Origin of the sequence: Chryseobacterium shigense (genome assembly GCF_014207845.1) — a bacterium.
GTDB lineage: Bacteria > Bacteroidota > Bacteroidia > Flavobacteriales > Weeksellaceae > Chryseobacterium > Chryseobacterium shigense_A.
Window position 1 is genome coordinate 1,909,322 of record NZ_JACHLC010000001.1, and the last position, 20,857, is coordinate 1,930,178.

Genomic DNA, 20,857 nt, shown 5'->3' on the forward strand with positions numbered 1-20,857 from the left:
ACATAATAATCACATTTTCTCACTAAATTTGCAGTGTGTATATAAATAAAGAAGATTTAAACGAATTAGAGTTTCCGCAATTGCTCGCGGAGATCTCTCCATTTGCGTATTCTCCGAAAACGAGAGAAAAAATTCTTCAACTTCGTCCGATGGAAATTGACGAGGCGGAACTTTCACTGAAAAAAACGTCGGAATATCTTTCGAGTTTTGAAAGTTCAAATGCAATTCCGTTCGATGAATATGAAGATATCGAAAATGAGCTGAAATTAATGCTGATTGAGAATTACCGATTGGAAAATGGTGCTTTCATTAAGATAAAAATGTTAACAGAGCAGATAGGAAAACTTCAGAAGTTTTTCCCAACCATGCCAGAAACGTTCCCTACTTTGATCAAAGATGTTTCTGTACTTGAATTTAAGAAAGAGATTATTGACAAGGTAGACAAAGTATTTAACCGCTTCGGAGAAGTAAAAAGTGACGCCTCTCCTGTTTTGAAAGAGCTTCGTGCTGAAATTCAGGTGGCTAAAAAGGCTATTCAGGAAAACTTCAACCGGGCCTTATTTAATTACGGACAAAGTGATTTTCTGGATGATATCCGGGAAACGATTATTGAAGACATGAGGGTTTTAGCCGTAAAATCCGGATTCAAGAAAAGAGTGGCAGGAAGAGTTCTGGGAATCTCAAAAACAGGTTCCATTACTTATATTCAGCCGGACAGTGTGGTAAAACACTATTTCAAGTTCCGTGAAAGTGAAGAGGAAGAAAAGAAAGAGATAGACAAGATTCTCAGAAAACTGACTTCAGAACTGGCGGAATTCCAGCCTCAGCTCTGGAGATACCAGGCTTATATTTTTGATCTTGATCTTACCAGAGCAAAAGCTAAATTTGCAGAGCTTGTCAACGGAATTCTTCCGAAGATCAACCGTCACAGAACATTAAAGCTGAAAGATGCATTCCATCCACTGTTATGGTTGAGAAATAAAGCGGAAAACAAGACTATTTTCCCACAAACCCTTAGTTTAACGGATCAAAACAGAATCATCTGTATTTCCGGGCCGAACGCGGGAGGAAAATCCATCACCCTGAAAACAGTAGGGTTACTCCAACTGATGATCCAGACCGGAATTTTAGTTCCTGTACATCCAAGGTCTGAAATGTTCTTCTTTGAAAAGATCATGACTGATATTGGTGATAACCAGTCGATTGAAAATCACCTTTCTACCTATTCATCAAGGCTTAAGAAAATGTCCGGAATTATCCGCGAAGCTGATGGTAATACATTGCTTCTTATTGATGAGTTCGGAACAGGATCTGATCCTGAACTTGGTGGTGCACTGGCGGAAAGTTTCATGGAATATTTCTATGATAAAAAGAGCTTTGCCATTATTACCACACACTATACGAATATCAAACTGGTAATAGAACAGCTGCCTCATGCTGAAAATGCCGCCATGCTTTTTGATGAAGAAACGCTGGAACCTATGTATAAGCTGGAAGTGGGACAGGCAGGAAGTTCATTTACTTTTGAAGTAGCAGAGAAAAACAGAATCCCAAGATTTATTATTCATGCTGCCAAAAAGAAAGTGGAACATGATATTGTGAACCTGGATAAGACCATTGTGAAACTTCAGCAGGAAAAATTTGAGGTTGAAAAACTGAAAACCGATCTTGCAGAAAGAAAAGAATCTGTAGAAGATAAACGTGATAACCTGCAAAAACTGAATGACCAGCTGCAACAAAAGCTTTTCAATTTCCAAAAGCTGTATGAGGAGGAACACCGTAAGCTTCAGTTTGGAAACAAGATTGAAACATTTATAGACAGTTATGTGAAAGGAAAATCCAGAAAAGATGTTGTGAAGGATTTTGTAAAGCTGCTTGAACAGGAAAAATTCAGAAAGATAGGTGCTGATAAGGATGAATCAAAACGTCTTCAGGTCGTTAAAAGAAAGATTACGCAACAGCTTAAAAAGGAAGAAGTGATTGAAAAGATTGCTGAAACCAACGAAAAACTGGAAGAAAAACGTAAGACAGACCGCGCCGTCTGGATGAAAGAAGGCCAGCGTGTTCGTATCCCGGGAAGCACAAGTGTGGGAACTATTGAAAAAATTTCCAAGAATAAAGTAATCGTGAACTACGGGACATTTAAGACGACGATTGATGCGGATGAGCTGGAAAGGATTTAATCACTCACAATTCCATAACTTTTAAAATAATTGATAAATAGCGCTGATTTTTTTCAGCGTTATTTTATTTTCTTCAGGTATTAATTTTATACAGCCGGATTTTATTTTTACTTTTGATTTATGGATAAAGATTTATCAGTTCTCTGGATTTTTTATAAAAAACTAATCATTCCTGCTGTTTTATTTTCACTTTTGATATCTTTCTTAAGTCAGTTCAGTATTGAAAATTTTGGGCTTTGTTTTTTCCTGATCTTTCCGCTTCTCCATTTCTTTATCTATGATATCAGACTTAAAAGTGAATACTTTTTCTATGCCCATTTTGGTTTTTCAAAACTTTTTTTGTGGATGCTCACTGTATCGTTAGGTTTAATTCTTAAAATTATCACTAAATTCTTATGAACAAGCTTCACGTTGACAGTGTTACCAAATCTTTCGGCCAGAGAAAAATCCTCCAGGATGTTTATTTAAGTTGTGAAACAGGAAGAATATCTGCGCTATTTGGTCCATCCGGTAGTGGAAAATCTACCCTGATGGAAATTATTTTCGGAACAGCAAAAGGAGATACACAGTTTATTAAATTTAATGATTCTATTCTCAAAAACCAGTCTGACAGAAAAAACAAACTTGCTTATCTGCCACAACGGTCTTCCTTTCTTCCCAAAGAATGCAAGATCCAAAAGCTTATTCCTCTGTTCTGTACCAAAGAAAATACAGAAGTTCTGTACAGTTTAAAAATGATACAGCCATTTTTAGATAAAACTGTCAGGAATCTCTCAGGCGGCGAGAAAAGAATTGTTGAAACCTTAATTATTACACATTGCGACTCAGCATTTATTCTTCTGGATGAACCTTTCAGTGGGGTTTCTCCAAAATCTGTAGATGAACTGAAAACAATCATTAAAGCCCAATCAAAAAACAAAGGAATCATTATCTCTGATCACAATTACAGTATCATTTTAGATATAGCTGATGATATTTATCTTCTGTCTGAAACTTATCTGAGAAGGATAAAAGATGTTAAAGAGCTACAGCAATTTAATTATCTTCCAAAAAGCTGAAATATATTAAGATTTTTAAAAATTACTCTCAAAATTATAAAATAAGATTCTCATGAAGAGTTTTATATTATTTTTCAGAAAAAATTGATAGTTTTAATCAAATACCATTATATTTTACAGAGCAAAAAGCATTTAATTTATATATTTGAAGGATTAAAAAATTTCATAAAAATGATTTCCATAAACAAGGCATTGTACCTATCCGCTTTCAGTCTTTTTTCCTTAGCATTTGTTAAGGGACAGAATAAAGTTCCTTTTGGTGTTGTAAAAGCTGAAGAAGGTTATGCTAACGTACGTGTCCACAAGGATGACTACAGAAAAATCGTAGACAAAATCCGGATGCGTAAAGGTGATGTATTTGTTTATGTAAAGCCTGCTCCGGGAGAAACGGAATGGGTATGGATCAAATATCCTGAAAAGCAGGATGAGGAAAAACCTTTTGTGAGATACGAAAACCTTGAGAAGGAAGGAATGGTAAATAAGGGCCGAATTGCCTTTATAGACCAGCTTCCGCAATTTACTCCTTCAAAATCCAAGAACGGAAAGTCACTTATTTTTACAGATAACAGCAATCCAAAAATCCCGACAGCCCAAAGAACGAAGGTCGTTATTGATGTTTATCCTTCCAATGCAGGGTACAGAAAGCAGGAAAAGGATGCAAGCGGAAAAATTCTTACTATAGATAAGATAAAGCCGTGGGGAATCAAGGATGCGCTTCCTGAAGGTATGACGGAAATCAAATCCATCAGGGTTCAGCAGCCGGGAAGAGGTTCCGTTTTTGTAAGGGAAGCGATTAAAAATATGTTCCAGCCTACTATGGATTTCAATAATGTTGGAGTAACAGCGCTCGACAATGATCATATCTACCTTTATATGATTAACGGCTCCGGTGAAAACAGGTATGTTACGCTCTGGACCATCAAGGAAGGAAAGGTAATGAGCCAGATTATTTACAATAGTCCGGAATAATTGCCTTTTTTCTCTGTAATATTCCTATTTTTGCAACTGAAAAAGTGTAACGCTAATTCATCACAGAAACTGGTTCTGCTTACCGCAGATTAAAAGGGAACCGTGTGAAAATCACGGACTGTCGCGCAACTGTAAGTAACTGAAGTCTTTATCAAAGATCCACTGTGCAGGGCACGGGAAGGAGATACAAGATGTTACAAGTCAGGAGACCTGCCTATTTCTTTACACAAGAAACTTTCGCGATCTGAAGTTTATTGATCTGATGGACTGCTTCAGGAACTCTTATGATTCCTGTTATTGTTCTGTTATTTTAATAGTATTTCATTTCGCCTTAATTAATAATGAAATATGACTACAGAAGAAAGAATTGCAGCATCCGAAACCAGAATTTTTAAAGCGGTTTTCCCTAACACTACCAACCACTACGATACCCTTTTCGGAGGTACTGCCATGCAGTTGATGGATGAAGTAGCTTTTATCACAGCCACCCGTTTTGCAAGAAAAAGAGTGGTAACCGTAAGCAGCGATAAGATTGATTTTAAAAAACCAATTCCCGCCGGAACAATTGTTGAGCTTATCGGAAAGGTTTCCTATGTGGGGAAAACAAGTATGAAGGTGAATGTAGAAATCTATACGGAACAGATGTATTCTTACGAAAGAGAAAGAGCCATTGTAGGAGATTTTACATTTGTAGCTATTGATGAATTTAAAAAGCCGATCAGAATCTTGTAAATTCTGATTACAGAAGAGTTTCGGGCGGCCTGCGGCCGCCCGAAACTTCAAATCTTATCAAATACGGGTTATCTGACTACTTTTTCAGTCTCCAGGCTTCTATTCAATAGCGTTTCAAAGGCCTCTCCCATTTCGTCCGATGCTCTTGTAATAGCATTTTCCAGCATATTCCTGATCTGTTTCTCAGTAACACCGGCTTCCGTCCAGCTTTTCCCTGAAGTATGGGAATTCAGGATAAACGGCATAATGCGGTCAATGGAACATGCAAAAACGGCATCCGGAGTTTTTTCTTCTTCAAATTCCAGCCACAGTTCAAAAAACTCGGTACGTAAAGGTTCGTCCAGGATTCCAAAGATTTTCTGTGCTGAAACTTTTTCTCTTTCAAATTTCCCTGCCATTGCCTTTTCGTCAAAAAGGAAAGTGTCTCCCGCTTCTATTTCCACCAGATCATGAATGGAAAGCATTCTTATTACCCTTAAAAGATCAATATCTGCACGGTTTTTAGCGTATGGATAAAGGATCTGTGCCAGAATAATAATCTGCCATGAATGTTCGGCGGTGTTTTCCCGCCTGGAATCATCGGCATTATAGTTTCGTCTTTGTACGTTTTTTAAAGCGTCAACTGCCAGGATAAAATCTATTTCTTTCTGAATTTTCATACTGCAAAAATAAGTCATTTGATATTATATGGATTAGTTGTAATTTTAGTTTAAAATTTATTATGAATCCCACATTCAATTATCCTCCCGAAGTTAAAGGAACAAGAAAGCTATATTCTTTATTTAAGGGAGCAAATCACCCTTTGGAAGTTTTTAGCAGTAATCACAGGTTCTTGGGTGATACTTACTATATCAACGCTGTTTTTGTGAAAAGAAAGTTCATTTTTTCGCAGGATAAAGAGTTCATTGAGTATATTTTAAAAAGTAATCATAAAAATTACTATAAATCTCAGATACAGTCCGTTACTCTTGGTAAATATCTGGGAAAAGGATTACTGACCAACAATGGGAAAGACTGGCTCAGGCAGCGAAGATTGATCCAGCCCGGTTTCAGCAAGGTAAAAATTACCAGTCTGGCTTCCATTATAGAAGATGAAACAGAAAAAGCATTTGATTTGTTTACAGCCCGGAATGAAGTTGATCTTTATGATTTCTTTCATACGCTGGCATTCAATATTGTAGCTAAAACCCTCTTCAGTTCTGATATAGATGAAGATACGGTACACAGGCTCAGTAGGATCATTACTGAAATTCAGGAAATTTCCACTAAAGAGATCAGACTGCCGTTTTATGCACAATTTTTAGGTCTTCTGGGGATCATTGAGAAGAATGTTCAGAAAAGTAAAGAGTCAAAACACATCATTCAGGGTATATTGGATAAAAGGAGAACTTCCTCTGAAGAAAAAAATGATCTGCTGGATATGCTGATCCAGGCGAGGTATGAAGACACCCAACTTCCTATGACGGATGAACAGCTGATAGACGAGATGCTGATTCTTTTTATAGCAGGGCACGAAACCACAGCCAATGCATTAAGCTTTATTTTTTATGAGCTCAGTCAAAATCCGGAAGCAGAAGAAAAGCTGAAAAAAGAAATCCAGGAAGAAGGTGATGCTGTTTTCACCCCGGAATCTTTAATGAAAAAATCCTTTACCACAAATATTATCAAAGAAGCCATGAGACTGCATTCTCCGGCCTGGGCAATAGACCGTGAAGCGTTGAATGATGATCAGTTCAAGGAGTATTCATGGGAAAAAGGTACACAGATTATTCTTTATATAAGCGGATTACACAGAAATCCCCAGTACTGGGAGCACCCGGATACATTTATTCCCGGGCGTTTTGATGATGAGAATGCTAAAAATTTGCCCTACTACCCTTTCGGAGCCGGTCCCAGACTTTGCATAGGAGAACATTTTGCGATGATGGAAATGGCGCTTATCGTCCGTAAGTTCTATAAAGATTTCTCTTTTCAATCTCATCAAAACACCCTCAGGAAAAAAGCTCTTGTAACCCTGAGACCTGTCCGCCTCAGTGGAAAAGTAATCAAAAAATAGACGGTAAACATTTTCAAATTAAAATTCAATAAAAATAAATTAACTGATTATCAATATATTACAGTATTTATAAATATTTTTCCACTACTTTGTATTGCATAATACCATTTTATTTACATATCTTTGTAATGTAAAATCAGAATAGGTTCAACTAGCTAGGAACATTTTTCTGAATATATAACTAATTAACAAAACTTATTAAAGATGAATACTGAAAATACCAAAGCGCAAATGCGTAAAGGAATTCTGGAATTCTGTATTTTAAGTCTCATCAATCATCGTGAAATGTATGTTTCCGACCTTATCGATGAACTTAAAAAAGGAAAACTGGATGTGGTGGAAGGAACCCTCTATCCTCTCCTTACAAGACTGAAAAACGGCGAGTTCCTTTCCTACAGATGGGAAGAATCTACAGGAGGGCCACCAAGAAAATATTACCAGATCACAGAAAAAGGAAAACTTTTCTTGGATGAACTTCAAAATACCTGGGCAGAACTGACAGCGTCAGTAAACCAAATCACTCAAAAAATTTAAAAAACAAAGCTATGAACAAGACACTCTCAATAGGACTCGCAGGTTTTTCTTTCACGATAGAAGAACACGCATATATAAAGCTCAGCGATTACCTGAATGCCCTGAGAAGCTCACTGGATGCTTCCGAGGAAGAAGAGGTAATGCATGATATAGAAATAAGAATGGTAGAAATCTTCAGAGATTCTTTAGGAAAACGCGAAGTGATTAATGATACTGACGTTGAGAAAGTAATCGCACAGATCGGAACTCCTGAAAAGATCGAAGAGCAGGAAGAGGCTTATTATTCTGAGAAAAATACGAAAAGAACCAATACATCAGGAACCGAATATTCTGATAAAAAACAATTGTTCCGCGACCCTGAAAGACAGAAAATCGCAGGTGTTTGCGCAGGTCTGGCTCACTACGTAGGAATGGATATTACAGCAATGAGAGCGATCTGGCTGGGAATTTTCATCCTTGGAATTTTTACAGCAGCTATTTCATCAACACTGGTTTTCTTGCTTTACATCATCCTTTGGGCGGTGTTACCAAAAGCTGAAACTGCAGCAGATTACCTGAAAATGAAGGGAAAGCCTATGAACTTCGACAATCTTAAGAATGAGTCTAATAAATTGGTACAGTTTGCCAACGAATCTACTCAGAGGGTCGGAGAAATCTACATCGAAAACAAACCTTACATCAACAACGCCGGAAGCGGATTGTGGAACGTTGTAAGATATATTTTAGGCGGAATCTTCGCCATCATGTCAGTATCTTGTTTAATAGGAGTATTCGTAGTATTTGGTTTCATGGGAGCGGACAGCGACTTTCCTCCTATCAGCGAAATGAATTTCTATTTTGATAATGACAGCATGAAATATATCATCATGGCAATGATCACTTTAGGAAGTTTACTGCCTGCAATGATTTTCGGACTATTGAGTATTAAATTAATCTCTCCTAAAACGAAATTAAGAAACACAGGTTGGGTAATCGGGGCATTATTCCTTGCACTAATCGCTCTTGGAACCTACTTCGGATTCAGCATGGCGAAAAAAGAGATGTTCTTAAAAGGCCATAAGGAAGATACGGAAGAAGTGGCAATCAACACACAATCAGACAGTATTTATGTTGATGTGAAGCAGGTAAGCATTCCTCAGAACTTCAAAGGATACGATAACGATCTTTATTCTGATAAAATCTCTGTATTCGAAAAAGACTGGATCCATGTAGATGTAACAAGAAAGGCCGATATCAAAACTCCTTATTTGGTTATTAAAAAAGAAGCTAAAGGATATAACCTTCCATTGAATGTAAGCGTTCCTGTAGAAATTGTGAACAACAAGGTGATTCTTCCGAACTACGTAAAATACCCTTACGAGCACAGATTCAGAGATTACAGCATTGATTATGAACTGGTAGTTCCTTTAAAAACAGTGGTACTTCCTTCAAAACATGATATGATTAATTTTGATGGAGATTTGAACGCAGACGGAATTAACGACAACGATCAGGAAAAAGACGAAGACGGTAAAATCAGAATAGAAAAGAACAAAATTTCTGTAAACGGTTCTACTATAGAATACAACTCTGACGATAAAGACAGCATCATCATCAACGGGAAAAAAGTTCCGAATTCCCAGGCAGATCAGGTAATTGATTCCATGAAGTCTACCATCAAAAAGATGAACAAAAATGTAGACATCAAAATCAAAGACGGAAAAGACGAAATTTCCATACAAACTAAATAATTAACTTCAGAGAGTGCAGAAGGTGTGGATGGAAGGCAACCGTTTGAAATTCACACTCTTCTTCTCTCAGAAACCAGAAAAAATATCATTATTTAGTTCGCTATGTTAAAAAAATGTTATACATTCGTATAGTTAAAAATAATTAACCAAATCATTAAAAAACATCCTAACCATGGTACAAGTTGCATTAGAAATTGTTATGAAGATCGTAGATTTAATCAGCGGTTTGTTTTAAGAGCGATAATATTTCAATATATTTGTAAAGTATAACCCGTTTGGTTATACTTTTTTGTTTTTAATCTAAAGATATATGAAAAAACTGATAGGTAAACTGATGCTAAAGATGCTGGGCTGGAAAGTCGTCCTGCAAGGCGATGCAAATAGTCTGAACCGATGCATTCTTGTGGTGGCTCCACATACTCACAATATGGAATATCTGCTGGGAAACCTTGCCTACTGGTCTTTAGAAAAACCCCTGAAAGTGATTATTAAAGATGCCCATACCAAAGCATGGTACGGAAGTGTTGTAAAAGGACTTGGCGGTATCGGTATAGACAGAAGCCAGAAAAACGACCTGGTTAATTTTGTAGCTGAACAGTTTGGAAAAGAAGATTTCAGCCTTGTTATCACTCCCGAAGGTACCAGAAGCTGGGTTCCGAAATGGAGAAAAGGATTTTATCATATGGCCCTGGCTGCTAAAGTACCCATTGTATTAGCTGCAGGTGATTTCAAAAGAAATATTGTTTATCTGGGGTATACCATACCCTATGAAAGGATTGCCTCAGTTCCTTTTTCAGAGATCATGGAGGAAATTCAGAACTACTATATAAAATACGATATTGTTCCCAAAATCCCTGCCAACTGGAACCCGAATATTATGGGAAGCGGCACTGAGGAGGAAGTTAGAAGTTAGCAGAATTCCTTTTAATTAATCAATTATCATTCATCACTTATTTATAAAAATGAAAGATCAGACTAAAGAAGAGCTCCTTACGTTCTTAAACAGCTGGGGAAACGGCGTAACCCTAGCAAAAACACTTGAAATACAATTCATAGATATTGACGTAGAAAATGAAACCCTCACGGCCACCATGCCGGTACAGCCAAAGGTACACCAGCCTTTCGGAATCCTGCACGGAGGGGCAAGCTGTGTACTGGCGGAAACCTTAGGGTCAAGCCTGTCCAATATTTTCATTGACGGAAGTAAATATTACGGTGTTGGAACCAATATCAACTCCAATCACCTGAAAAGCAAAAAAGACGGTATGGTAACAGCCACAGCCCGTTTCATCAGAAAAGGAAAAACAATGCACGTTTCCGAAATTGAGATCAGGGATGAAAAAGGAGTACTCATCAACCATACAACAATGACCAACAATATCCTGCTGAAATAACCCGGAATATCAATAAAAAATAAAAGACTCAAAGAAATTTGGGTCTTTTTTATATTCTGAATATGATAAAAGAAATATTTCAGTAAAAACAGTCCTATTAATTTTGACATTTTTAAGACTAATAATACCTTTGTTAAAAGGGAATCATTGGGGCCTGTTTTCGCATTTCCCGGGTAATGATTTTCAAAACCTATCCACAGCTCATGATTTATTTCAAACTTCCTTTCAGCGAAACATTATATTCAACCGATCAGAAATCAAACGAAGAGGCCGTTAGTTTTCATTCTTTTGACCTCTTAAGGCAGATCAGTTTCGAAGGCAGTATTACCAATGCTTCTGAACAGTTTGAACAGGCTGCTATTACAAATGAAGCTTTATTGGAAGATGAAAGCTTTTTCAATGAAGAAACCAGGGAAGAATACATCAGCAGCCTTCACCAGGTCATTGATGTCATTAAAGAATATCACCTTCCCAAACTTGTCTATTCAAGGAGAAAGATCTTCAGGGATTTTAAAGAGATAGATTTTAAAGAGAGTTTTAAAAAGATATGTGAAACCTATCCCAATGCCTTCAGATATATTTTTAACGACGGACAGAATGCCTGGATGGGAGCTTTTTCAGAAACCCTGGGAAAATTCAACAAAACAACCCACGAATTTGAAACCATGAGCCTTGCAGGAACACTTCCCATAGATGAAGAATGGACCGAAAAAGAAATTGAAGAGCAAAAACCCGTTACTTCCTACATTCAGGATACCCTTAAAAACTATTCCGGAAAGATACAAATATCAGAAACATACGACCATATTTCCGGAAATATCAAGCATCTCCGGACAGATTTTAAAGCTCACATTCAACCTGAGGATCTGGACAGCCTTATCAACAACCTCCATCCTACTCCGGCTGTCTGCGGTATTCCAAAAGATTTCTGTAAAAAAAACATCCAGGAGCTTGAAAAATTTCCCCGCGAATTATATTCCGGCTTTATTAAAGTAGAAACTGATGAAAGCGTAATGTATTTTGTTAACCTGAGATGTGCAAAACTTTACAAAGATTCCGTACATGTATTTGTAGGCGGCGGCATTACAGCTCAGAGCAGCCCGGAAAAAGAATGGAGAGAAACGGAACTGAAATCGGAGGCTATTTTAAAGAATCTTGTGGTTAATTAACTGCATGGTGGCTTCGAGAGCCTCAGCCACTCACCACTTTTCCCTTTTATACACTATTATTTATAAATAATCTTGCAGACAATTGCTGGTGGCTGAGGCTCTCGAAGCCACTTCTCCTAAAATCAAAAAAACCTCCTTCCAGGGAAAGAGGTTTATTATATAGAATAATGTGATTCTGAAATTATTTTTTCGCTCCTATTTTACTCCATGTATTCAATACAAAAAGCAAAATAACACCGAGAATTGCTGAAGCGGCTGAAAATACAAACTTCAGGTTATCTTCTGATAAAAGATCCGCCTGCCAGTCCAATGCGTAAAGATTGATGGCAATGAAAATGATAAACAATACTAGAAATACTTTATAAAACTTCTGCATGACTCTTAAAAATTAATATAGTTCTGCACCAATTGGGCAAAGTTAGCGGTGAATAATTTTATTGAAATAGCCAAAAGAATGATCCCGAAAACTTTCTGAAGAATAGACAGGGTAGCCTCGCCCATTTTATTTTCAAGCCACTTCGCTGATTTCAGCACCAAATATACGAAAATTGTATTGAGAACAATTCCTAAAATAATGTTAATGTCATGGAATTCAGCTCTGAGAGATAACGTTGTCGTTAGGGTTCCTGCTCCTGCAACCAGCGGAAATGCAATAGGAACAATGGATGCAGCCTTTGCTTCGGTAGTTTTATTGATCTCAATACCTAAGATCATTTCAATGGCTATGATAAAAATCACAAAAGCCCCTGCAATGGCAAAGGAATTCACATCTACACCGATAAGTTTAAGGATTTTGTTTCCTACAAAAAGAAAAACAATCATAATGAGTCCGGCAGTAATAGATGCCTTTCCGGCTTCTATCTGACCAAACTTCTGCTGAAGGCTTACCACGATAGGAACAGAGCCTATAATATCAATTACGGCAAAAAGAACCATAAAGCAGGTAACAATCTCTTTAAAAGAGAAATCATTCAATATTTCCATCTTTCTGTAATTAAAAATTTCGCAAAAATATGAAAAAAAACTGATTATTTGCTAATCTGTGAATACAAATTAACAACTGCTTTTAAAAGCTCCTCAATCCCTTCTGCTGATTTCAGAGGTGAGTATTTCTCCATTTGGATCCTTTGTAAAAGGTTCCTGTATTCCTCAGCAATAGTCGGACCTTTATGACTTTCAAGGAAGGTTCTGAAGTCCTGTGGAGAATGCTGGAAATACTGGCTCCTCACTTCAACATCCATATCTTCCAGGGTTTCAAAAAACTTTTGATAATCTTCATTATCTTTAAGATTTTCTAAATAACTGAAATAGTCATTAATATCCGTTTTCAGTGTTTCTCTGATCTGTTTTTCTGTTTCGGCTACAGAACCAAGCGGTTTAGCTGCCGTTTCTTTAACCAGTGCTCTTTTTTTCTGCCATGTTTTGAACAGCAGGTACATAATGAATAGCCCGATGAGGATAGAGATATTGGTTAAAAGGATATTCCAGTGGAATTTGCTTTTTTCCTTCACTTTAAATGTAGTCGTCTTCAGAACAGGAGTATCTACCGTCTCCAGAAGTGTATTGGTATATTCATTCACTTTTTCAACTGTGGTACGGGATTCCAGAATCTGGTCATGGGAAAATGCATTCAGGGCAAGAGTTTTCTGCCCAAGATCTACATATTCACGGCTTGCAGGATCAAAAAATGCAAACTGCTCGGTCTGGATAGAAATAGCACCTGCCTTTTTAGGAATAATAACGTAATTAGCAAGAATTTCTCCTTTCATTCCTGTAGTTCCCGGAGCTACTTTGGAGGTAATTTTAGGAGCAAAAACCTCATAATCCGGAGATGAAACAATCTTTGGAAGATGCATATTCGGAAGATTTCCTTCTCCTGAAACTTTTACAATAACATTGATAGGTTTTTCAACCTCTATTTTTTCCTTTGAGGCATTGTATACATCTACGTTGAAATTACCCACAGCATTTTTAAAATACTCAGGCGATCCCTCAGGAAGTTTTTTTACGTTAAGTTTTACCTTATTGGAAAGAATTTTATTTTTATTGGCATAAGAGCTTACCGATGCTGATACGGATGGCACCTCAACATATCCTGACTCATTGGGAAATACCATAAATACAGCGAGAATCTGGGAAGCCATATTGCCTGAAGGATCTATTTCCGACTTGCTGAAGCTTATAGGATGTACATTAATATTATCCTGATGGGGAAGATGAACGTCTTTCACTTTTCTGAAATTGTCCATGTTTTTTGAGTACACCCTCAATACAGCTACTGTAGGCTGATCCTGGTAAACTTCCCGGTCTTCTATTTCCATATTCAGGTAAACTTCGCCGGAATTATTGCTGGCAAGAGATCTTTTTTCAATAATATCCTTGATATTAATATCGAAAGGCTCCGTTTTATAGATCTTATTATTAACCGTCACCAATACGGAACCAATCTTGATTTTACCTCTTTTTTTAGGTTCAAGAGCAATTCTGGATATTTTCTGGGTAACAAGTGTATTGGTGGCAGGATCAATTAACGTATTGGTCATAGATCCGCTGCCTATAATATTGAATTTTGAAAGGTCAGGAAGCTGAAATCTGGTTTGGGGCTCAAGATCGATGCCGTTAAGTTCCAGAACAATGGTAAGGTTTATAATATCCTTTCCGTTGTAATCCGCTTTATCCGATTCCATAAACAGATTTACCTGTCCGTAAGATATTACGGATACCAAAAGGAATAATATGTAAATCAGTTTCTGTTGCATCACCAATCTTTTTCGTTGCTCTGGGGCACCGAATAAGAATTCTTATTTAAGATTTTTCTGGCGGTTTCTTTTTCTTTTTCGCTTACTTTATCTAATATGGCATTTTCAAGATTCTTAGGCATTTTCCCTTCACCATCCTGGTTCTGCTTTGGGGTATCTCCCTCTTCGCTTTTACCTTCGTTCTGCTGGCCGTTCCCCTGATCCTGCTTCTGATCTTTTTTGTCTCCTTTCTGATCATCATTTTTATTCTGATCATTTCCTCCACCGCCTTTTCCAGAATTATTCTGGTCGTTTTTCTGCTGTTGCTGCTTTTCTTTTTCTTTCAGCTTGGCAATTTCATAGTTCTTCCTGGTTGCTTCATTATAAGGATCCTGCTTCAGGGCCTGCTTATAATAATCTGCCGCTTTTTCCGGCTTGTTCATCTGCATGTAGGTATTCCCCAGGTTATGAAGTGCAGCTGTTTTATCAGGTAGCGTTTGAGACAGCTTCTGTGCTTTATCAAATTCCGCCTTAGCCTCTTCATACTTCTTGCTTTTATACAATGCATTTCCCAGATTGTAGTGGGCCGTAAAGTCTTTTTCATTCGCTTTTACAGCTTCCATATACTTTGAAGATGCTCCATCATAATCTTTACCGTTGAATTTCTGATTGCCTTCATACACTAAAGTTCTATAGTTTTCCTGCCCAAACATCAGGTTTGAGAATGAAAAAGCAATAAAAAACGATAAAAAAATGATTTTAGTATTCATTACCTGCAAAATTATTCCTTTATATGTTAATAAACAGACATCTATTTGTTAAAATTCGGTTAAAGTGCTTATTTAAAATCTTGATAAACAAAGTGTAAAAACTAAATATTGAAGTCTTTTTTTGGGTTCAGTATATAAATTAAAAAGAAAAAGAAAATAGAAACAATTAAGAAATACTGATAATAGTGATTGGCATTCTGGGATTTCACCAGGGTTTGGGCAGAAGAGGAGTTTTTATTCATAGCATCAATAATCTTATCCGGAGCTTCATTGATGTTATTTCCGTCTATATAATCTCCACCTGTGGATTCTGCCATCTTTTTAAGGGCTTCCGTCTGCCTTTTGGAAATAACCGTTCCGCCATCCATATCCGTTTTATAGCCCATAAGCTGCCCGAAAACATATTCCGGAACAGGAGCGCCTTCATCCGTACCGATTCCTACAGAAGTTATAGAAATGCCTTCTTTATTGGCCAGTCTTATGGCAGCATTGTCATTGCCTTCATTATCTTCCCCATCACTTAATAAAATAACCTTTCTTGAGCCTTTATTTACGTTTTTAAATTTTTCTGCAGCTGCCTGCATTCCTTTCAGAAAGTCGGTTCCCTGGATTTTCATTGAATTTGTTTCTACAGCACTTACATAAGTTTCGGCAGAACCGTAATCTGTTGTAAGCGGCATAATAGAAACTGCTTCACCGGCAAAGATGACAATACCAATCTTATCATTCTTCATCTTCTGCATAATGTTTATCATCAGGTTCTTGGCTTCCGAAAGACGGCTGGGATCAATATCTTCCGCGTTCATTGAATTGGAAACATCGAGCATAAAGATTACATTGTTAAGTTTCTGGTTGGTTTTCACCTCTTCAGAACCATTCAGTAAATCTGTGATCGAAAATATCAGGAAGAGTGTTCCCAAAAGATATAAAGCCGGAAAAAATTTTGTAAATCCGGATTTTTTCTCAAATAAACTGTCATGAAAACGGCTGTCTGCAAAGATCTCCCTCCTTTTCTTTTTCCATTTCAGAAAACGGACCAAAAAGAAAGATAGCAGCGGCAAAAGCAGCAGCAACAGTAAATACCAGTAATTTCCCAAAGACCAATTCATCAGCTTAAAAATTTATAAAGTACCCATCGCAGCAATGCATCAAAAAACAGCATTCCCAGAGCGATCCAAAGGAAAATTTTAAAATATTCATCATAGTTATACAGCCTGGAAACCTTAATATCGGTTTTTTCCAACTGATTGATCTCATCATAAATTTCCTCCAGGCTACTGTTGGAAGTCGCCCGGAAGTATTTCCCGCCTGTTGTCTGTGCGACTTCTCTCAATGTATTTTCATCAATTGTCACTGCGGTTTCCGTAAAGATCAGATCCCCAAATATATCCTGTGAGGTAGGCATCAGCGCAAAACCGTTGGTTCCTATCCCGATGGAATATACTTTTATATTATTGTTTTTGGCAAGTTCTGCTGCAAGCTGTGGCGGAATTGCATTCTGGACATTACTCACACCGTCTGTCATTAGGATTACCACCTTACTTTTGGCTTTGCTTTTAATAAGGTGATTTACTGCAACAGAAAGCCCTTCGCCAATAGCTGTTCCGGGTTCAAGACCTGCGGAATTGAGGTTTTTAATTTCATCTATAACCACCTGATGATCCGAAGTCACCGGTACTTTGGTAAAAGCCTCCGCCGCATAGGCTACTACTCCTATCCTGTCATTCGGGCGTTTCTGGACAAATTTTACGGCAATATCTTTTAATGCTGTGATACGGTCCGGAGTAAGATCTTTGGCGAGCATACTCAGGGAAACGTCTATAGAGAGCATAATATCTACTCCTTTGGCATCATCCCTGTCCTGGGAAACCGTAAATGTTCTCGGTCTTGCCATGGCAATAATCAGAGCGGAAAGAATGATATATTTTGAAAGTTTCAGTAAAGCAAGCACGGCACGGATCCCTCCACTGTCGTCCATATTCTGAACAGTAGGAACTTTGATGCCTTTTTTTCGCTTTTTTCCTCCCGCATCTTTTATCAAAAGGGGAATGAACAGCAGAAAAAGCAGCAGGAACCACGGACTGTAAAATTCAAAATTAAACATCCTTTCTTAAATTTTCAAATTCTAAATCCTTTGATGATCTCTTCACAAAATCGCGGATATCTGCAAAATCTCTTTCCATAGTGGGCTGATCAGGGAAAGTTTTGGCAAATTTCACCAGGTCTCCTCTTAAAAATACATCTTCCACTATTCTTTCATTTTCCTGGGAAATGGTATTGTTCTTTTTCATGGTATCGATAAGATCGTCTGTAAGAAGAACATCTGCCGGAAGATGATATTGTTTGGTGATAAACGTTCTTGATATCTCTATTAATTCAACATAGAACGAACGGAAATCTCCTCCTTCTATATATTTTTTCTTTTTCAGGGAATCCAGCTCCTTCAAAGTTTGATTAGTGGCAACAACAGGTGAGCTTTTTGATTTCCTTCCCCATTTGATAAACATAATAACAGCAATAATCAGGGCAATAACTGCTAAGGCGGCAAGGATGTAAAATTTATAGAGTTCCCAGTAATCTTTTGTTTCAAGCTTCACTTCCTTGTTATTCATGATATCATTGATCTGGTCTCCTTTCTGGGCTGTATTCACCACATCAATTTCATAAGGAATGGTTTTAAGGATCTTTCCCCCTACATTAAATTCGAGCTCGGGAATGGTAAATTTTCCTTCTTCGTATACTGAAAATTCAATTTTTCTTTCATAGGAATTCTGGTTTTGCCCGATACTGTCTTTAATTTCCTCAAAATGGAAAGGCAGCAGCTCATTTTTAGGTGCAGCGGTTACCTGTAGATCATGGACATTGTCTATTTTGATAACCAGACGGTTAACTTCACCTAAGGCAAGGGTTTTCTTTTCCAGATTGGAAGACAGTATCTGTGAAAAAGCACTTCCACAGATGAAAAAAGAAAGTATGAATAATATTTTTTTCAATTTCAGATGATTGTAATTGCGGCCTGAGCCTTCATTTATTTAGATTTACTTTTTCTGGAAATAATTATACAGCATTTTTGAATAATCCGCACCGGTATTGATATTCATAAAGCTTGCCGAGCTGGTGGCAAAATCTTCTTCCAAAGCCCGCACTTTCTGTTTCTGTGCTTCAGCAAATGTATATCTCCATCTTGCACTGGAAGTATTGGTCCAGACTTCTTTTCCTGTTTCGGCATCATACAAAAGTGCATAGCCTACATCCGGAATTTCATTATCTTTTTCATCATAGATTCTCATTCCCAACAGCTGATGTTTTTTTGAAGCTACACGGAGCATTTTGGAATCATAAGCGTCTTCAAAATCTGAAAACAGGAAAACCAGGGATTTCCTTTTGAAAATTCCCATCATGTATTCCATCGCCTTATCAATTTTTGAAACTGCGGGGACGTAATCTGCCGTCAGAATATTGCTGATGATAGAAAGAATATGTTTTCGACCTTTCTGAGGCGGGATTACTTTATATACTTTGTCTGCGAACAGGATCAATCCTACCTTATCATTATTTCCGGCAGCTGAAAATCCAAGACTGGCGGCAATTTCTGCTACATATTCTCTTTTCAGCTGGCTTTTGGTTCCGTAATCCATAGAAGCTGAAATATCTACTACGATCATCATGGTCAGTTCTCTTTCCTCTTCCATTACTTTCACGAACGGTTCGCGGAAACGGGCTGTTTTATTCCAGTCGATTCTCCGGATCTCATCACCGAACTGGTATGGGCGGACCTCAGAGAAAGTCATCCCCTGTCCTTTAAAAGCACTGTGATACTGTCCCATAAGTGAAGCTTCCGTCTTCTTTCTGGTACGGATTTCTATCTGCTTTACTTTTTTTACAATATCTTTTATTTCCATAAATGTGTTGCGGGTTTTGGGATTCGGGTTTCGAGATGCGCAGGCTTCTATCTCCCCTCTCCCATTTTCTAACCTTTAATCTTTCAGTTCAATCGAAACATTCAGCCATTCATTATCAAATTTCGGACTGTATTTCTTATAAAAATTAATCGCGGGTTCATTCCAGTTCAATACCTGAAAAACCATTCCGCTGTACTGGTTTGATTTTCCGTATTCCAGAGTGGCATCGAACAAAAGCTTTCCGATCTGTTTTCCTCTCATTCTTTCAGTTACCACAAGATCTTCAAGATACAGCCTTCTCCCCTTCCAGGTTGAAAATCTGTCATAATACAGGGAAATTCCCACAATTTCGTTATTAACTTCAGCAACGAAAGCTCCCCAAACCGGAGATTTTCCGAAGCCGTCTTCTATAAATTCATCCAGGGTGATTGTCACTTCATGAAGTGCCTTTTCATATTCTGCCAGTTCCCGGATCAGCTCCAGCATCGGGGCACAATCTTCCTGAACAGCTTTTCTGATAACTACTTCACTCATTATGGTGCCTGAATTTTTGCCAAAATCCTGTTGATGATTTCTTCTGACGAAATTTCTTCCGCTTCTGCCTCGAAAGTAAGACCAATTCTGTGTCTTAATACGTCCTGGGCCAATGCTTTTACATCTTCAGGAATCACAAAAGCTCTTCCTTTCAGGAATGCATAAGTTCTGGATGCGATGGCAAGGTTGATAGAAGCTCTCGGAGAGGCTCCGAAACCAATATAATTTTTAAGTTCAGAAAGTCCGTAATTTTCCGGATAGCGCGTTGCAAAAACCATATCCAGAATATATTTTTCTATCTTTTCATCAAGATAGATCTGGTTGATCAGCTCTTTGGCATCTACAATATCCTGCAGTGATATCACAGGTTTGATGACAGGCTGATGAGAGGTTGAAACCATCCTCATTACCGTTCTTTCGTCTTCAAAATTGGGATAATCTATCTTGCATTTCAGCATGAAACGATCACTCTGGGCTTCAGGCAGCAAATAGGTTCCTTCCTGATCAATCGGGTTTTGGGTAGCCAGTACAAGAAACGGTTTTGGAAGTTTCATGGTTTCATCACCAATGGTAACCTGCTTTTCCTGCATAACTTCCAGCAATGCCGACTGTACTTTTGCCGGTGCACGGTTGATCTCATCCGCCAGTACAAAATTGGCAAAAACAGGTCCTTTCTTTATTGAAAAATCGTTGTCTTTGATATTGAAGATCATGGTTCCCACCACATCTGCCGGAAGCAGGTCGGGCGTGAACTGTATCCTGGAGAATTCGCCATGAACAGCTTCTGCCAGGGTTTTGATCGCCAAAGTTTTTGCCAGTCCCGGCACTCCTTCCAAGAGGACATGCCCGTTCCCAAGAAGACCTACCAGAAGGCGGTCTATCATATATTCCTGGCCAATAATCACTTTATTGATTTCCTGTCTCAGAAGGGAAAATAAGTAGTTCTTTTCTTTTACTTTTTCCGTTAACTGGCGGATATCTTCAGCTTGATATGTATCTGACATAACTTTAATTAAAAATAGGTGGTAAATTTCTGATAAATACTGGCATTAATCAACATAATGAATGCCATTTTAGAGTTAAAGTTT

General features: G+C 37.8%; 21 protein-coding genes and 1 riboswitch. Of the genes, 10 read left to right on the forward strand and 11 right to left on the reverse strand.

Annotated features, from left to right (window positions below):
* Positions 1 to 35 precede the first annotated feature (35 nt).
* The 4 genes from HNP36_RS08795 to HNP36_RS08810 all read left to right on the forward strand — a co-directional run bounded on the left by HNP36_RS08795 (position 36) and on the right by HNP36_RS08810 (position 4,942).
* On the forward strand, positions 36 to 2,183 hold the full coding sequence (locus tag HNP36_RS08795) for an endonuclease MutS2 (protein ID WP_184158358.1): 2,148 nt from the start codon (positions 36 to 38) through the stop codon (positions 2,181 to 2,183).
* Between the two features lie 395 nt (positions 2,184 to 2,578).
* On the forward strand, positions 2,579 to 3,241 hold the full coding sequence (locus tag HNP36_RS08800) for an ATP-binding cassette domain-containing protein (protein WP_184158356.1): 663 nt from the start codon (positions 2,579 to 2,581) through the stop codon (positions 3,239 to 3,241).
* Between the two features lie 171 nt (positions 3,242 to 3,412).
* Entirely contained in the window at positions 3,413 to 4,210 is a 798-nt protein-coding gene (locus tag HNP36_RS08805; protein ID WP_184158354.1) for a hypothetical protein, read from the forward strand.
* Positions 4,211 to 4,263: 53 nt separating this feature from the next.
* Positions 4,264 to 4,443, forward strand: a riboswitch (cobalamin riboswitch).
* A 115-nt stretch (positions 4,444 to 4,558) separates the two neighbouring features.
* Positions 4,559 to 4,942, forward strand: a complete 384-nt coding sequence (locus HNP36_RS08810; protein WP_048505627.1) for an acyl-CoA thioesterase — start codon at positions 4,559 to 4,561, stop codon at positions 4,940 to 4,942.
* A gap of 68 nt (positions 4,943 to 5,010) precedes the next feature.
* Here HNP36_RS08810 and HNP36_RS08815 read toward each other — a convergent pair whose 3' ends face one another.
* The gene (locus tag HNP36_RS08815) at positions 5,011 to 5,601 is read right to left on the reverse strand and encodes an HD domain-containing protein (protein ID WP_184158352.1); all 591 of its coding nucleotides are present in this window, start codon (positions 5,599 to 5,601) and stop codon (positions 5,011 to 5,013) included.
* Between the two features lie 62 nt (positions 5,602 to 5,663).
* Between HNP36_RS08815 and HNP36_RS08820 the strand changes: the two genes are divergently transcribed.
* From HNP36_RS08820 to HNP36_RS08845, 6 genes are all read left to right on the forward strand, one after another.
* Entirely contained in the window at positions 5,664 to 6,998 is a 1,335-nt protein-coding gene (locus HNP36_RS08820) for a cytochrome P450 (protein WP_184158350.1), read from the forward strand.
* 204 nt (positions 6,999 to 7,202) lie between these two features.
* Complete coding sequence (locus HNP36_RS08825) at positions 7,203 to 7,532, forward strand: PadR family transcriptional regulator (RefSeq protein ID WP_034728860.1); 330 nt, start codon at positions 7,203 to 7,205, stop codon at positions 7,530 to 7,532.
* 11 nt (positions 7,533 to 7,543) lie between these two features.
* Positions 7,544 to 9,262, forward strand: a complete 1,719-nt coding sequence (locus HNP36_RS08830) for a PspC domain-containing protein (protein WP_184158348.1) — start codon at positions 7,544 to 7,546, stop codon at positions 9,260 to 9,262.
* A gap of 310 nt (positions 9,263 to 9,572) precedes the next feature.
* The gene (locus HNP36_RS08835) at positions 9,573 to 10,175 is read left to right on the forward strand and encodes a 1-acyl-sn-glycerol-3-phosphate acyltransferase (RefSeq protein WP_184158346.1); all 603 of its coding nucleotides are present in this window, start codon (positions 9,573 to 9,575) and stop codon (positions 10,173 to 10,175) included.
* 49 nt (positions 10,176 to 10,224) lie between these two features.
* On the forward strand, positions 10,225 to 10,656 hold the full coding sequence (locus HNP36_RS08840) for a PaaI family thioesterase (protein ID WP_184158344.1): 432 nt from the start codon (positions 10,225 to 10,227) through the stop codon (positions 10,654 to 10,656).
* Between the two features lie 203 nt (positions 10,657 to 10,859).
* Positions 10,860 to 11,825, forward strand: coding sequence for a chorismate-binding protein (locus HNP36_RS08845; RefSeq protein WP_184158342.1), 966 nt, complete (start codon positions 10,860 to 10,862; stop codon positions 11,823 to 11,825).
* Positions 11,826 to 12,006: 181 nt separating this feature from the next.
* On the opposite strand, the gene HNP36_RS08850 is transcribed toward HNP36_RS08845, so the two are convergent.
* From HNP36_RS08850 to HNP36_RS08895, 10 genes are all read right to left on the reverse strand, one after another.
* Entirely contained in the window at positions 12,007 to 12,201 is a 195-nt protein-coding gene (locus HNP36_RS08850; RefSeq protein WP_184158340.1) for a hypothetical protein, read from the reverse strand.
* 5 nt (positions 12,202 to 12,206) lie between these two features.
* Complete coding sequence (locus HNP36_RS08855) at positions 12,207 to 12,809, reverse strand: MarC family protein (protein WP_184158338.1); 603 nt, start codon at positions 12,807 to 12,809, stop codon at positions 12,207 to 12,209.
* Positions 12,810 to 12,853: 44 nt separating this feature from the next.
* Positions 12,854 to 14,584 (reverse strand): BatD family protein, encoded by a 1,731-nt coding sequence (locus tag HNP36_RS08860; RefSeq protein ID WP_184158336.1) that lies wholly within the window; start codon positions 14,582 to 14,584, stop codon positions 12,854 to 12,856.
* Entirely contained in the window at positions 14,584 to 15,333 is a 750-nt protein-coding gene (locus HNP36_RS08865; RefSeq protein ID WP_184158334.1) for a tetratricopeptide repeat protein, read from the reverse strand. The genes HNP36_RS08860 and HNP36_RS08865 overlap by 1 nt, the downstream gene beginning before the upstream one ends.
* Positions 15,334 to 15,434: 101 nt before the next feature.
* Positions 15,435 to 16,442, reverse strand: a complete 1,008-nt coding sequence (locus tag HNP36_RS08870) for a vWA domain-containing protein (RefSeq protein ID WP_184158332.1) — start codon at positions 16,440 to 16,442, stop codon at positions 15,435 to 15,437.
* Positions 16,442 to 17,437 (reverse strand): VWA domain-containing protein, encoded by a 996-nt coding sequence (locus HNP36_RS08875; protein WP_184158330.1) that lies wholly within the window; start codon positions 17,435 to 17,437, stop codon positions 16,442 to 16,444. The genes HNP36_RS08870 and HNP36_RS08875 overlap by 1 nt, the downstream gene beginning before the upstream one ends.
* Complete coding sequence (locus HNP36_RS08880) at positions 17,430 to 18,326, reverse strand: BatD family protein (RefSeq protein ID WP_410494164.1); 897 nt, start codon at positions 18,324 to 18,326, stop codon at positions 17,430 to 17,432. Before HNP36_RS08880 ends, HNP36_RS08875 begins: the two co-directional genes overlap by 8 nt.
* A gap of 45 nt (positions 18,327 to 18,371) precedes the next feature.
* Positions 18,372 to 19,235 carry a DUF58 domain-containing protein gene (locus tag HNP36_RS08885; RefSeq protein WP_184158328.1) on the reverse strand — a complete coding sequence of 288 codons (864 nt, stop codon included), beginning with the start codon at positions 19,233 to 19,235 and terminating at the stop codon, positions 18,372 to 18,374.
* A 75-nt stretch (positions 19,236 to 19,310) separates the two neighbouring features.
* Positions 19,311 to 19,769, reverse strand: a complete 459-nt coding sequence (locus HNP36_RS08890; RefSeq protein ID WP_184158326.1) for a GNAT family N-acetyltransferase — start codon at positions 19,767 to 19,769, stop codon at positions 19,311 to 19,313.
* Entirely contained in the window at positions 19,769 to 20,773 is a 1,005-nt protein-coding gene (locus HNP36_RS08895) for an AAA family ATPase (RefSeq protein ID WP_073060603.1), read from the reverse strand. The genes HNP36_RS08890 and HNP36_RS08895 overlap by 1 nt, the downstream gene beginning before the upstream one ends.
* Positions 20,774 to 20,857: the final 84 nt, after the last annotated feature.